This is a genomic window from Clostridium isatidis (assembly GCF_002285495.1).
Taxonomy (GTDB): domain Bacteria; phylum Bacillota; class Clostridia; order Clostridiales; family Clostridiaceae; genus Clostridium; species Clostridium isatidis.
In genome coordinates, this window is the sequence record NZ_CP016786.1 from 1,601,427 (window position 1) to 1,615,761 (window position 14,335).

The following is a 14,335-nucleotide window of genomic DNA, read 5'->3' on the forward strand; positions in this document are numbered from 1 at the left end:
AGTAATTTTATATTTTTATAATAAGTGTATATTAAACTGCAAAATAATTGCAGCTTTTTACTATTAAGTAAAATAATAATCTTTATTAATTAAAATTACCCTTTAAACTTCTCCACACAAAGAAGTTTAAAGCTATCAAAACTATTCCATACATTATAATTAGCACTGTTTTCATAGCAAAAATACCATGAATAATTGCTCCAGCACCAACTAAAAAAATTCCTAAAAATACATTTAATATACTTGAACTTCTATTTACCACATTAAACTCCTGTGAAAAAGGTACGGTAAATTTATTTATTTTATGAGTCATAGGAATTAATGCTGCTATAAACAATAAAGTTATAAGCAAATGAATTATTACCTTAGTTTTAAATAATAAAATAAATATAATACTTTCAATTAAATATATAGGCATTAATAAATTAAATAAGAAAGCTTTATAGCATCCCTTAAATATATCTCCTTTATCTATTAAAGGGGTTGACTTATATATCCAAGCAGCCTTATAAAATTGTGAATACTGTAGCATAATCATAATACTTGGTATCATTAAGGCAAAAAGATATATATTTAAATATGCAATAATATTAAAGTCGTAAAACCTGATTTCCTTCATATCCCCTTGTGAAAATATTAACATAAAAAGAAGGGGAAATACAATTGTAAATCCTAAACTTGGATAAACTTTTAATTTAAATTCCCTTTCTCTCTTCATTATGGAACTTGTTAATGAATAACAAGCCAACTCACTGTTACTTTTGCAAAATAACTTTCCTAATTTAAATAATATACTCTTTTTCTTTTCTTTTTCCTTAGAATCATTGTTATTTAGTTTTGCTAAATATACTTCAAATTTACTGCTTTTCCTAATATAAATTATTATTGATATTGCTGGTATTAGACAAGCATTTGCTATTAGTAAAGTTCTAAGTGTTGATAAATTTCCAGCTTCAATTAAATTTATTAGTGCTGAAAACCATATTGGTGGAAAAAATAAATGCCATATTTTTTCTTTGTAAACAATATTTAAATCTACTAGTTCAAAAACTCTTCCAACAAACTGATAGCCTACTGCCATAAATATTGAAAGGATTATCTGTACATAATTTATAATATCTTTTACCATTTCACCATTAAAAAATCTTAAAACTAAAAAATATAATAAAGCAGTAATTACTATCATAAAAATGCTTATAACTATTAGTTCTAGCAAAAATACAATACCAGTTAAAATACCAGATTTAAAAGAACCTATAATCGCAAGCCATCCTATAGATAAGGCAATTGAAATAACATAATAACAAATATGAGTTATCTTTGCTGCATTTATAGTTTTATCACTTACTCCCCTTGTTGCAATTAAATTTTTATCTCTTAGATCTAACAATACTGAAGAGAAATCTGAAATAAATACTGTTAAAATTATAAACATAAACATTGCAAATACCATAGTATATACATACATCTTATTTATAGGAAAAAATGTTAATACTCCAATAAATAATCCCATAAAAGCATAAAAAAATAAGCTTTTAAAGAAAATGTTCTTCTCTTCTTTTTTTACATTATTATTCTGCATAATGGTAGGTACTCGTCTTTCATCCATTGTTAGTTTAATTTTCAGTATTAACCTCATCTTCTCATAATCAACACCAAATTTCTCATATAAGCCTTTATATTTATCTAGAAATTTTAATATCTTAAATTCCTTCATAATTACACCTCATTAATAATTGATACCATAGTTTCTGCAATTTCCTTATGCTTATCAAAACCAGTTAATTGATTAAATATCTCTTCAAGAGAACCTTCCTTACAGGTTTCTTTTAACTCATTAAAACTTCCATTAGCTACTATAGTTCCATTATTAATTAAAACAATCTTATGACTTATTTTTTCAACAACCTCCATAATATGAGATGAATAGAAAATTGTCTTTCCTTCTGCTGCAAGAGAAGCTAATAATTCCTTAACTATCATTACACTATTTGCATCTAATCCGCTTAAAGGCTCGTCTAAAAATAAAATATCTGGATTATGTAATAGACTAGAAATCAAAACAATTTTCTGCTTCATTCCTTTAGAACAGGCTGATAATCTTGTATGCATGCAGTCACCAATACCTAGTAAATCCATTAAAGCTTCTGCCTTTTTATAACTTGCTTCTTCACTTAATCCATATAACTCTCCAACAAAGGTTAAATATTCCTTAGCTGTCAAGCTTTCATAAAGATCTGCTATTTCTGGAACATATCCTATACGCCTTTTATATTCTCCATTACCATCCTTTATATTTTTCCCAAATATAAGTACATCCCCATCACTATAATCGATTAACCCCAATATAATTTTAACGGTTGTACTTTTTCCTGCCCCATTTGGTCCAATATAGCCTATAATTTCTCCCTTATTTACTTCTAGATCTATTCCCTTAAGTACTTCCTTTTCACCAAAGCTTTTTCTCAAAGCTCTTATTTCTAATACTTTATTCTCCATATAATCCCCCTATCCCCACTTTGTTAATTTAATATCATTTTACCATATTTAGCCACATATTAATAGAAAAATACTAAAATAAAAACTGTACAGAGATAAACTGTACAGTTTTTTAATTAATTTTATTTCTTCATTAATCTAACATTAAACCCATCAACTTTATTACTTTTAATTCTTAATACTTCAAAAACTAATTTATCATAATTTAAATTTTCAAATTCATAATAGTAATTTCCTTCTCCAAATTCCACAATACTATTAATATTACATTTTATTTTTCCATATATATTCATTATTTCCAGTATTTCCAATAATGCTCTTTACATAAAAATACACTCTATTAAAATACTTCTCATATATTTCATCAATATTTTTTCTCATTATTCATCATCCTTCATATAGTAATACAACTAATGGATCAAATCACTCGTGTTTTTTCTTAATTTTACCATAAATAAAAAAATCCACTATAATAGTGGATTTTTTTATTTATAAAGTAAATCTTATTCATTTAAAAACTTATATTGGGTCATATATAGATCATAATAAATTCCTTTTTTCCTTATTAGCTCATCATGATTTCCTAATTCTGCTATTCTACCATTATCTATAACCATAATCTTATCACAATCTCTAATTGTTGATAATCTATGGGCTACAACAAAGGAAGTTCTTGAATAAAGGAGTTTTTCTATACCACTTTGAACTAATTTTTCTGTTTCAGTATCTATATTAGATGTAGCTTCATCTAATATTAAAATTCTTGGATTTGCAAGTAATGCCCTTGCAAAGGATACTAACTGCCTTTGTCCTAAGGATAATCTGGATCCTCTTTCATTTACTTCAGTATGATATCCTTTTTCTAACTTCATAATAAAGTCATGGGCATTAACTGCTTTCGCTGCAGCTATAACTTCTTCATCACTGGCATCTAATCTTCCATATCTTATATTTTCCATAATTGTAGTAGAAAATAAAAAGGTATCTTGAAGCATTATTCCCATTTGGCTTCTTAATGATTCTAAATCAACATACTTAATATTTTTCCCATCTATAAGAATTTCTCCTGAAGTTGGATCATAAAATCTGCTTAATAAAGAAATAATAGTACTCTTACCAGCCCCTGTTGGTCCAACTAAGGCTATTCTTTCCCCCTTATTAACCTTAAAACTTACATTTTTAAGAACTTCAGTATTATCATCATAAGAAAAACTTACATTTTTAAATTCTACAGTTCCATGAATTTTTCCAATGTTCTTTGCGTTCTTTGAATTTTTAATAACTGGTTTTACATCTAAAATATCAAATATTCTATCTGCTGCTGAAAAATTTGTAATTAAAGTATTATAGAAATTAGAAAGATTCATTATAGGTCTCCAGAACATTCCTACATACATTAAAAAGGCTATTAGGGTACCAATTTTTATTTCATTATTCGTTATTAGCTTATAACCTACAAAGAAAACTACTAAAGTTCCAGCACCCCAGGATAACTCAACAAGAGGCCAAAAGAAGTCATTTAACTTTACTGCCTTGATAAAGGCATCACCTAATTCCTTAACCATTGCCTTAAAATTTTTCTCTGTCTCCTTTTCTCTTGCAAAGCCTTGTACAACTTTTATTCCTGAAAAGTCTTCATGAGTAAAACCATTTAAGTTAGATCTTTTATTTCTATAAACTTCCCATCTTCTTCTTGAATGAATTTCAATATAAAACATAGCAATCCCTAATATAGGCAATAATATAGTGCAGGCCAATGCTAGTTTAAAATTAAGAATAAACATTATAACAGCTACACATACAAGATTTAATAACTGGGGAATAAAGGATTGAATACTTTGAGAAAATAAATTCTTTAAAGCATTAACATCTCCAACTACCCTTGCAAGTATTTTCCCTACCGGCCTGCTGTCAAAGAAATCAAAGGATAAGGTTTGAATATGACTATATAATTGATGTCTTATATTTACTAAAATATTGTTAGTTACTGAAGTTATCATAGTCCATCTTATCTTTGATAAAATCCATGCAATTAAGTTTATAATTACTAAAGCTGCTCCTATTATCATTAAACCTTCTACATTTTTATTAACCACATAATTATCTATTGCTATTTCTAATAATAAAGGATTTATTATCCCACATATCATAACAATAATCATTAATAAAATTACTATAAAGGATTTTAACTTATAGGGTTTAAGGTACTCTAATAACTTTAGGACTATTTCAGTTTTACTTCTTCTAATTACTTCTTCGTCTTTATTTATTAAATTACTCTCCAAGTTATATTACCTCCTTTTCTAGAAGATTAAAATCTTTAAACTGACTACAATATATATCATAGTATTTACCCTTAAGATTTAATAATTCTTCATGAGTTCCCTTTTCCTTTATTTCTCCATTTTCTAAATATATAATCATATCTGCATTTTTCACAGCTGAAATTCTATGGGCAATAATAAAGGTTGTACTATTATCTTCTCTTTCTGATAAATTCTTTAATAATCTATGCTCTGTCTCCATATCTAAAGCAGATGTAGCATCATCTAAAATTAATATTTTTGCCCTTCTAACTAAAGCTCTTGTAATTGAAATTCTTTGCTTCTGACCTCCTGATAATCCTATACCTCTTTCTCCTACTTCTGTATCAAAGCCATCTTCAAACTTCTCTATAAACTCTAAGGCACAAGCTAAGTCAGCAGCTTTACGTACTTCTTCTTCCTCTGCACTTTCATTACTAAATTTAATATTATTCATAATAGTATCAGAGAATAAAAAGGTATCTTGAGGAACTATGGACATATTTTTTCTTAAAAAGTCTAAATCATAATCCTTAATATCTATATCATCAATTTTTATACTTCCTTCAGATAAATCATAATATCTTCCTATTAAATTAACCAATGTAGATTTTCCTGAGCCTGTAGTTCCCATTATTGCAACTGTGCTTCCTGCTTTTATTTCTAGGTTAATATTTTTTAAAACAAGCTCATCATTATATTTAAAAGTAACATTATTAAAGCTGATATTACCTTTTATTGCCTCATTTTTATAGGCTTCTCTTTTACTTTTAATTTCAGGCTCCCTATCCATAATTTCAAATATTTTTTTTGCTGAAGCATTATTTCTTGAAAGTATATCTATTAATTCCCCTAACATTCTCATTGGCCATATTAGGTTCCATATGTAACCACTGAAAGCCACTAAAACTCCAATAGTTACTTCTTCTTTCATAACAAGGAAACCTCCAAGAACTATCATGATAACTAATGATATATTTGTTAGAAATTCTATAGGTGGAAAATAATCTCCAATTATTTTTCCCTGCTTCATATTTAAATCATAGTAAGTCTTATTCATCTTTAAAAACTTATTTATTTCATACTTTTCCCTTGAAAATGCCTTTACCAGCCTTACTCCCGCAATATTTTCTTGAGCTGTAGTATTAATTTTTGCAGTTTGATCACTTATTTCTTCATAGGATTTTCCAAAGTCTTTTTCTAGCTTTATACCTATAAAACCAATTGGTATCATTATAAGAAAACATGATAAAGCTAATTTGAAATTTAAGGCAAAAAGAATTATTGTAGAAACTACAAAGTATATAGCATTTTCTATAAATAATCTAAGACCAAAGGCTATTGTCTGCCATATATTTTCTACATCTTCTCCTATTCTAGACATAAGTTCACCAGTATTCATATTATCAAAATACTTAAACTCTAATTTTTGAATATGATTAAAAAGATCATTTTTAATATCTTCATGAACTTTAACACTTAAAAGATCATAAAGAAATTCTTTTCCATATCCAAGAATTGCTTTTATTATTGTAATAATTAAAATACCTATTAAAGCAATTTTTATTATATCTTTATTACCATTAATAATACCATCATCTATAAATATTTGCTGTAGATAAGGCATAAATAAATCAACACCAATTACTACAAGCATAGAAATAGTTCCAAGTATTAAAAAACTTTTATATCTTGAAACATATTTAAGTATTCTTGTCATAAAATTTCCCCCTTCTATTATTTAAATTTTTATTTTCTCTATTATTTCTCAAACATCCCCATCATCCTTTCTTGAAAAATAAAAAGACCATGGATTACCATAGCCTTTAAAAGTTGTTTAATTAAAATTAAATAACAAAAAGGCCATAGTTTATTAATAACCCTGGCCTTACTATCTTTCATATAAATTTATACACTCATATAAAAAAGTAATTTAATAAAGCAATTGTACATAAATTTTTAAAGCTAAAATTTACGCACCGAGGTAGGATTATTAATAAAATTCTTATATTCAATTTTCTTATTTTGAATTAATGATACAAAATTCATTGTTAAGTTTTTCATTTTTCCTACCTCCTTTTAAATTAATTTTTTAAATTTGTCTTTTACCAGTATATTCCTAAGTAATATATTTGTCAATATTTTTTTTTATTTTTAATTAGTTTATGATACTTTCTAATTTTTCTTTCCATTCATACTTCTCCTTAAATTAATATTATATTATACTAAAATTAGTATAAACTTGTTAATTAAGGATATGAGTAATTAATCTAAAAAATCATGATAATTAGGGGGAACATAAAATGATTTCAGAAAAAATGAAAGAATACGTAAAAAGTAGTTCAGCAATCAGAGCAATGTTTGAAGAAGGAAAAAGACTAGCAAAAATTTATGGGCCAGAAAATGTGTATGATTTTAGTTTGGGAAATCCAAGTGTGGAAGCCCCAGCAGAAGTAAAAGAAGCAATTATTGATATATTAAATAATGAAGATCTTAATATGGTTCATGGATATATGAATAACTCAGGCTATGATGATGTGAGGACTATCATCGCAAATTCTATTAACAATAAATTTGGAACTAAATTTACTGAAAAAAATATTATTATGACTGTAGGTGCAGCAGGAGGTCTTAATGTTATATTTAAAAGTTTATTAAATCCTGAAGATGAAGTAATTGTATTTGCTCCATACTTTGGAGAATATAGAATGTATGTTGCTAATTATGATAGCAAGCTTGTAATAGTATCTCCTAACACAGTAGACTTTCAACCTAATTTAGCAGAGTTTGAAGAAAAAATTACTAAGAAAACAAAAGCTGTTATTGTTAATTCACCTAATAATCCTACAGGAGTTGTCTATTCAGAAGAAACAATAATTAAATTAGCAGACATACTAAAAAAGAAACAAAAGGAATTTGGAACAGAAATATATCTAATTTCTGATGAACCTTACAGGGAGCTTGTTTATGATAATATTGAAGTTCCTTATTTGACAAAATATTATGATAACACTATTATAGGATATTCCTATAGCAAATCCTTATCTCTTCCTGGTGAAAGAATAGGCTACCTTGTAATTCCAGATGAAGCAACAGATTCAGACTTAATTATCTCAGCTGCTAATGTTGCAACAAGAATTCTTGGTTTTGTTAATGCACCATCTTTATTCCAAAGAGTTATAGCAAAATGCTTAGATGCAGAAGTAGATGTTTCAATATATGAGAAAAACAGAAATTTACTATATAATAGTTTAGTTGAATATGGATATGAGTGTGTAAAACCGGAAGGCGCCTTCTACCTTTTTGTTAAATCACCTATAGAAGATGATATTGAATTTTGTAATCTAGCTAAAAAACATAATATTTTAATAGTTCCTGGGACTTCATTTGCTTGTCCAGGATATGTTAGAATAGCTTATTGTGTATCCTATGATAGAATCGAAAAGGCACTGCCGGAATTTAAGAAGTTGATTGATGAAATTAGAAATAATTAAAATTTAAGGGAACTGTATTAATCAGTTCCCTTACTTCTTTATCTATTCTTCATTCATTATTCCTAATTTATCAAAAATTATAAAGGCTATGCCTAATATCATTGCTACTATAGTTGCAAGCCCCATCCCCTTAAATTCTATAGCACCTAAGGTTATCTTTATTCCACTTAAGCCTACTATAAAAATTACTGATGTAAGAATTAAGTTTCTAGATTTTGAAAAATCAACTTGTTCTTCAATAAATACTCTTAATCCTGAAGTTGCTATTGTACCAAATAATAAGAAACTTATTCCTCCAATTACTGGAGTAGGTATAGTATTTATTAAAGCCGATAATTTTCCTGAAAAGCCTAATATAATTGAAAAGATACCAGCCAAACAAACTACATATACACTATATACTTTTGTTAAAGCCATAACTCCTATATTTTCACCATAGGTAGTTGTTGGTACTGAACCAAAAAAGCCTGAAATCATAGTTGATAATCCATCTCCAAGTAAGGATCTATTAAGACCTGGATCTTTAGCAAGATCTTTTCCTAATAAGCTGCTAGTTACTCTTAAATGACCAACATGTTCTACAACAACAACAAAGGTAGCTGGCAATATAGTAAGAATTGCTCTAGCATCAAAATGAGCTAATTTTATGTTTGGTAATGAAAGAAAAGGAGCATTATTTATGATTGATAAATCTATAAGTCCCATAGATAATGCTGTTATGTAGCCAACAATAATTCCTATAAGTATTGGAATTACCTTTAAAAATCCTCTTAATAATACATTACTTAATATTACTGTTATTAATGTTACCATTGATACAATTACCCAAGTACTGTTTAATGTTGGTGAATTACTTCCGCCTACCGGAAAACCTGACATATCTGCTGCTGAACTAGCAAGTTCCAAGCCTATTATCGCGATTATTGCTCCCATTGATGCTGGTGGGAATAATTTATTAATCCAACCTATTCCAGTATATTTTACAATAATAGCAACTAGTGCAAATAGAGCCCCTGACACTACAAATCCACTTTGAATTGTTTGAAAATTATATCCTTGACTCGTAAGTAAAAATACAGGCGCAAGATATGCAAAACTTGAACCTAAAAATGCAGGTATCTTTCTTTTAGTAATAAAAGCATATAATAAAGTACCAATTCCATTAAAGACTAAAACTATAGCAGGATCAATATTAAATAAAATTGGAACTAATACTGATGCCCCAAACATGGCAAATAAATGCTGAATACTTAGGGGTATTGCTTTTCCTAATGGTAATTTTTCATTAACATCAATTGTTAACTCTTTTTTCTCTAAATTTTCTTTTTCTTGCATTTTAAACTCTCCTTAATCTTAATAGTAGCCTTAAAATTTACACAATAACCATAATAGCAAAGAGCTTATAAGAATTCAATTATTTCTTAATAAAAGCAAAAGGATCACTTTATTATTAAGTGACCCCCTTATTATTTTAATCTTTTATTAATATATTCAATAATTTTACATCTGTTAATGCCTCTAATCCATATTGAATATCCGCTTCAAGAGCAAATATTTCTCCTTCTTTTACTAGTGCTTCACTATCTTCATTATAAAGAACTTTTATTTCTCCCTCTATAATTATAAATATTGATTCCATTTCATAATATTCCTTATCAATACTTTCCCCTTTAGCAAAGGAAAAAAATCTTAATTCATGTCTATCATTATCTACTAAGGCCTTACTAGCTATTTTACTCCCTGAATGACTAACCATATCATTCATTTTTATAGCTTCAAAAGGTCTAATATTTCTTAAATATTTCATAATTATCAACTCTCTTTCACTACTATTAAAAGCATTTTCATATCTTCTTTTGCTGTTACTTGGTGCTGAATATTTGCTGGCATAACTACTACTTGACCTTCATGAGCTTCCATTACTTCATCACCAATTTTTACTGTTGCTACTCCTTTATGGATATAAATCATAGCATCTCCTTTAGCAGCATGAGGACCTACCCCTTCACCCTTTCCAAAGGCTAAAGCTGTAAGCCCTACACCCTTCTTTTGTGCCATTGTAAGAGTTTCAATCTGCCCTTCTCTACAGCTTACTAAACTGTCAAAATCTATTGCCTTTGCCTTTTCTATATTTTTAATTAATTCTTCCATTCCTATCTTCTCCTTATCTTTTTTATTTTAAAATATTTGTTTTTATTTTTATAAATATATTTTTAACTAGTGTTTCAGCTTTCTAACAGCTTTATCATAATAAATTATACATATATTATAATAAATTTACATTGATTCAAATCACAAAATTAGTTTTTCCTATAAGAATTATTTAATTCCTCCTATAATTACTAGATGTTAGATATAAAAACTATAAAAAGGTACTGAATATTATACAGTACCTTTTTAGTCAATAAACTATCTAATTAAATTAGTTTCCTCACATAATATTCTTTTTAACGAATATTAGTATTAATAAAATCCAAAATTTCATTTTTATATTTATCATTATAATCTATCCATATTTCAGCATGTTCACTATCAGGAACTGTTACTAACTTCTTATTATCATGGGAAATAGAATTATAAATATCTTCTCCCATAAAATAAGGTGTAACAAGGTCATTTTTACTATTAAATATCAAAACAGGTACTTCAGTTTTAGATGTATATTTAGTAACATCAGCATCATCATAACTAAAGCCTAGCTTTAGTTGATTAACAATATTTCCTGTAAATAATAGATAGCCTAGTGGAATTCCTGTATTCATTTCTTCCATTTCAGTTTCTAGCATATATCTCATATTACTAATTGGACAATCTAATATGGCAAGGTCAACAAGTTCATTTATTTCTTCATCTCCTAAGGCTATACCAACTGTTGCCCCTCCAAAGGACATCCCCCAAAGGATTATTTTATTGTTTTTATTTTCATTCCTAACATATTTAATATAATCTCTTAAATCCTGACTTTCTAAATACCCAAAGGTAGTGTATTTTGCAGTATTTTCTCCTGAGCTTCTTTGATCATAGGCAATTACATTATATCCTTCATCTAAGAAAAATTCTGCAAAAGGATAAGTAGTTAATCTATTTCCCCCTAACCCATGAACTAGGATTACTATATCTCTGCTTCTATCTTTTTCTTTATTATCTTTAGCATAAATATAATCTGCAGGAATAATATGTCCATCTAAAGAAGATTCTAATTCTACTTTCTCAATTTCATAGCTTTTCTTAAATAGTTCTAAATCAAAATTATTTTCTTCCCAGTAGCTGATTTGTACTGTTGCTGTACTTTCATTGCTTACTAATTGTGTACTGCCTAAAAATACTTGATGTCCTATAAAGTATGATATCCCCAATGCTGCTAATAAAATAATTAATAGAAAAATTAAAAATAGTCTTTTTATAAAGCTCTTTTTATTTTTCATTTTCTCTCCCCCCTTTAATATTATATTACTAGCTATGTAAGCAAAATCCTCTATTTTCCATTAACATTGTATTTTATGAAATATAAAATAAAAAAGCACTAAATAATAGTGCTTTTTTATCTATATTAATAAATATTTTTACTAAAATATCTATCTCCCCTGTCAGGAAATATAGTAACTATATTTCCTTTATCTATTTTTTCTGCAAGCTTTAGAGAAGCTGCTAGTGCTGCTCCTGAGGAACTTCCTACAATAAGCCCTTCTCTGCTGGCAGCTAACTTAACCATATCAAAGGCTTCCTTATCTGTTACCTTTATTACTTCATCTACCAAACTCATATCCATTGTATTTGGAATAAAGTTATTTCCTATACCTTCAATATCATAGCAGCCTTCAATTCCTCCCCCCATAGTAGAGCCTACAGGATCTAGAAGAATTGCTTTTATATTTTTATTTCTTTCCTTTAAATATTTTGCAACACCTGTAAAAGTTCCTCCACTTCCAGCTCCAGCAACAAAATAGTCAATTTTTCCTTCTAAATCCTCATATATTTCTGGACCTGTTGTTTCATAATGGGCAAGAGGATTTGCCATGTTTTCAAATTGCCTTAGACTAATTGAGTTTTCTGTTACTTCAAGGAGTTCCTCTGCTTTTTTTACAGCTCCAAGCATTCCATCTTCCCTCGGAGTATTTATTATCTTAGCTCCCAAAGCTCTCATTAAAGTTTGCTTTTCTATTGAAAACTTCTCTGGAACCACAAATATTATATTATAACCTTTATTTAAGGCAGCCATTGCTATCCCAAGTCCAGTATTCCCTGCTGTTGCTTCAATTATTGTATATCCTGCTTTTAAGCTCCCATCTTCTTCTGCCTTTTTTATCATATAAGTGCCTATTCTGTCTTTAACACTTCCTCCAGGATTATTACACTCAAGCTTGGCAAATATATTAACTCCTTCCTTAATATTTAAATTATTAAGTTTAATTATGGAAGTTTTTCCTATTAACTCTTGTATATTATCTAAATACTTCACTGCTAAAGCCTTCCTCCAATCCTTTTGCTGCATATTCCTTTGCAAGTTTTAAGGAGTGGTCTTTATAATTTCCACATTGAATTTCATTAGCTGCTGGAATTTCTTCCACTTCTAGTATCTTCTTTAGAGCATAATTAAGAGCTTCTATTACTTTTTCAGCCTCTACATCTTCCCAAACTGTCATGTAAAATCCTGTTCTGCATCCCATTGGTGAAATATCAATAATATCTTCTAACTTTTCCCTCATAAAACCAGCTAATAAATGTTCTAGTGTATGAACTCCACTTATCTCCATTGCTCCTTTATTTGGCTGAACAAACCTTAAATCAAACTTTGATATAATATCTCCTAATCTTCCTTTTTGTGTTCCACATTTTCTTACATAAGGTGCCTTTACCTTTCTATGATCTAATTCAAAACTTTCTACCTTAACCATTTTATTTACTCTCCTTTAATGCATTTTCTATATCTTCTATTAAATCATCAGAATTTTCAATTCCAGCAGATAGCCTTATTAAATTATCAACTATTCCTATTGTTTCTCTAATTTCCTTTGGTATTGCTGCATGGGTCATTGAAGCTGGATGGCAGACTAAGGATTCAACTCCTCCTAAGCTTTCTGCAAAGGTGATTATTTTAAGGCTTTCAAAGAATTTTTTATAATCATATCCTTCCTTTAAAACAAAGGATATCATTCCACCATAGCCCTTAGCTTGTCTTGATTGAACCTCATAACCTGGATGTTCTTTAAAGCCTGGATAATATACCTTTTCTATTTCTTCCCTATCTCTTAAAAACTCTGCAATTTTCTTTGCATTTTCATTGTGTCTGTCCATTCTAACTGCAAGGGTTTTTATTCCCTTTATAAGCATAAAGGAATCAAAAGGTGATAATATCCCTCCTGTTGAATTTTGAATAAAATGAACTTTCTCTCCTAACTCCTTACTGTTAACAACAACTAAACCAGATACTGTATCACTATGTCCTCCAATATATTTGGTAGCACTATGAATAACAATATCAGCTCCAAGTTTAATTGGTTTTTGAAGATACGGGGTCATAAAAGTATTATCAACAATAGTTAATATTCCAAATTCCTTAGCTATCTTAGAAACTTCCGCTATATCAGTTACATCCATTAAAGGATTAGTTGGACTTTCTATGAAAATTGCTTTTACCCTTTCGTCAATATTTTTCCTTACTTCTTCTAAATTAGAAGTATTAACTATTTTATATTTAATTTCAAAATTCTTAAAAACCTTATCTATAACTCTAAAAGTTCCGCCATATAAATTATTTGAAATAATTATTTTATCTCCAGACTTAAAAAGAGATAATACTGCAGTAGTAGCTGCCATTCCAGAGGCAAAAGCAAAGCCTCTATAGCCTTCTTCAAGATCTGAAATTAATTTTTCTAAGGCTTCCCTGGTTGGATTTCCTGTTCTTGAATACTCATAGCCCTTATTTACTCCAAATTTGGGCTGCTTATAAGTTGATGTCTGATATATTGGTACATTTACTGCACCTGTTCTTTCATCTCCATCTATTCCTCCATGAATTAATAATGATTCTATTTTCAT

Annotated in this window: 13 protein-coding genes; 1 reads left to right on the forward strand and 12 read right to left on the reverse strand. The window is 28.3% G+C overall.

All coding sequences use genetic code 11. The features are described 5' to 3' along the window. Positions 1–85: 85 nt before the first annotated feature. From BEN51_RS07605 to BEN51_RS07620, 5 genes are all read right to left on the reverse strand, one after another. Positions 86–1,717: an ABC transporter permease gene (locus BEN51_RS07605; RefSeq protein WP_119865475.1), complete on the reverse strand. Its 1,632-nt coding sequence runs from the start codon at positions 1,715–1,717 to the stop codon at positions 86–88. A gap of 2 nt (positions 1,718–1,719) precedes the next feature. Continuing rightward, positions 1,720–2,499 (reverse strand): ABC transporter ATP-binding protein, encoded by a 780-nt coding sequence (locus tag BEN51_RS07610; protein ID WP_119865476.1) that lies wholly within the window; start codon positions 2,497–2,499, stop codon positions 1,720–1,722. A 122-nt stretch (positions 2,500–2,621) separates the two neighbouring features. Continuing rightward, entirely contained in the window at positions 2,622–2,792 is a 171-nt protein-coding gene (locus tag BEN51_RS13820; RefSeq protein ID WP_164704096.1) for a hypothetical protein, read from the reverse strand. A gap of 210 nt (positions 2,793–3,002) precedes the next feature. Further along, positions 3,003–4,784: an ABC transporter ATP-binding protein gene (locus BEN51_RS07615; protein ID WP_119865477.1), complete on the reverse strand. Its 1,782-nt coding sequence runs from the start codon at positions 4,782–4,784 to the stop codon at positions 3,003–3,005. A gap of 1 nt (position 4,785) precedes the next feature. Further along, a complete protein-coding gene (locus BEN51_RS07620; protein WP_119865478.1) occupies positions 4,786–6,522 on the reverse strand; it encodes an ABC transporter ATP-binding protein in 1,737 nt (578 codons plus the stop codon). A 583-nt stretch (positions 6,523–7,105) separates the two neighbouring features. Here BEN51_RS07620 and BEN51_RS07625 point away from each other — a divergent pair. Next, complete coding sequence (locus BEN51_RS07625) at positions 7,106–8,296, forward strand: pyridoxal phosphate-dependent aminotransferase (RefSeq protein WP_119865479.1); 1,191 nt, start codon at positions 7,106–7,108, stop codon at positions 8,294–8,296. Between the two features lie 42 nt (positions 8,297–8,338). On the opposite strand, the gene uraA is transcribed toward BEN51_RS07625, so the two are convergent. The 7 genes from uraA to BEN51_RS07660 form a co-directional block, all read right to left on the reverse strand. Further along, positions 8,339–9,631: a uracil permease gene (gene uraA, locus BEN51_RS07630; RefSeq protein WP_119865480.1), complete on the reverse strand. Its 1,293-nt coding sequence runs from the start codon at positions 9,629–9,631 to the stop codon at positions 8,339–8,341. A gap of 136 nt (positions 9,632–9,767) precedes the next feature. Continuing rightward, positions 9,768–10,103: a cupin domain-containing protein gene (locus tag BEN51_RS07635; RefSeq protein WP_119865481.1), complete on the reverse strand. Its 336-nt coding sequence runs from the start codon at positions 10,101–10,103 to the stop codon at positions 9,768–9,770. A gap of 5 nt (positions 10,104–10,108) precedes the next feature. Next, positions 10,109–10,447: a cupin domain-containing protein gene (locus BEN51_RS07640; protein WP_119865482.1), complete on the reverse strand. Its 339-nt coding sequence runs from the start codon at positions 10,445–10,447 to the stop codon at positions 10,109–10,111. Between the two features lie 296 nt (positions 10,448–10,743). Further along, positions 10,744–11,721 (reverse strand): alpha/beta hydrolase, encoded by a 978-nt coding sequence (locus BEN51_RS07645; protein ID WP_119865483.1) that lies wholly within the window; start codon positions 11,719–11,721, stop codon positions 10,744–10,746. A gap of 125 nt (positions 11,722–11,846) precedes the next feature. Continuing rightward, positions 11,847–12,755 carry a PLP-dependent cysteine synthase family protein gene (locus BEN51_RS07650; protein WP_119865484.1) on the reverse strand — a complete coding sequence of 303 codons (909 nt, stop codon included), beginning with the start codon at positions 12,753–12,755 and terminating at the stop codon, positions 11,847–11,849. Further along, entirely contained in the window at positions 12,739–13,191 is a 453-nt protein-coding gene (locus tag BEN51_RS07655) for an S-ribosylhomocysteine lyase (protein WP_119865485.1), read from the reverse strand. Before BEN51_RS07655 ends, BEN51_RS07650 begins: the two co-directional genes overlap by 17 nt. A gap of 1 nt (position 13,192) precedes the next feature. Further along, positions 13,193–14,335: a trans-sulfuration enzyme family protein gene (locus tag BEN51_RS07660; RefSeq protein WP_119865486.1), complete on the reverse strand. Its 1,143-nt coding sequence runs from the start codon at positions 14,333–14,335 to the stop codon at positions 13,193–13,195.

Excerpts from the sequence above, each read along its gene's own strand:
- BEN51_RS07660 (WP_119865486.1), bottom strand. The coding sequence starts at position 14,335 with ATGAAAATAGAATCATTATTAATTCATGGAGGAATAGATGGAGATGAA.
- BEN51_RS07605 (WP_119865475.1), bottom strand. The coding sequence starts at position 1,717 with ATGAAGGAATTTAAGATATTAAAATTTCTAGATAAATATAAAGGCTTA.
- BEN51_RS07620 (WP_119865478.1), bottom strand. The coding sequence starts at position 6,522 with ATGACAAGAATACTTAAATATGTTTCAAGATATAAAAGTTTTTTAATA.
- BEN51_RS13820 (WP_164704096.1), bottom strand. The coding sequence starts at position 2,792 with ATGAATATATATGGAAAAATAAAATGTAATATTAATAGTATTGTGGAA.
- BEN51_RS07640 (WP_119865482.1), bottom strand. The coding sequence starts at position 10,447 with ATGGAAGAATTAATTAAAAATATAGAAAAGGCAAAGGCAATAGATTTT.
- BEN51_RS07645 (WP_119865483.1), bottom strand. The coding sequence starts at position 11,721 with ATGAAAAATAAAAAGAGCTTTATAAAAAGACTATTTTTAATTTTTCTA.
- BEN51_RS07635 (WP_119865481.1), bottom strand. The coding sequence starts at position 10,103 with ATGAAATATTTAAGAAATATTAGACCTTTTGAAGCTATAAAAATGAAT.
- uraA (WP_119865480.1), bottom strand. The coding sequence starts at position 9,631 with ATGCAAGAAAAAGAAAATTTAGAGAAAAAAGAGTTAACAATTGATGTT.
- BEN51_RS07655 (WP_119865485.1), bottom strand. The coding sequence starts at position 13,191 with ATGGTTAAGGTAGAAAGTTTTGAATTAGATCATAGAAAGGTAAAGGCA.
- BEN51_RS07625 (WP_119865479.1), top strand. The coding sequence starts at position 7,106 with ATGATTTCAGAAAAAATGAAAGAATACGTAAAAAGTAGTTCAGCAATC.
- BEN51_RS07610 (WP_119865476.1), bottom strand. The coding sequence starts at position 2,499 with ATGGAGAATAAAGTATTAGAAATAAGAGCTTTGAGAAAAAGCTTTGGT.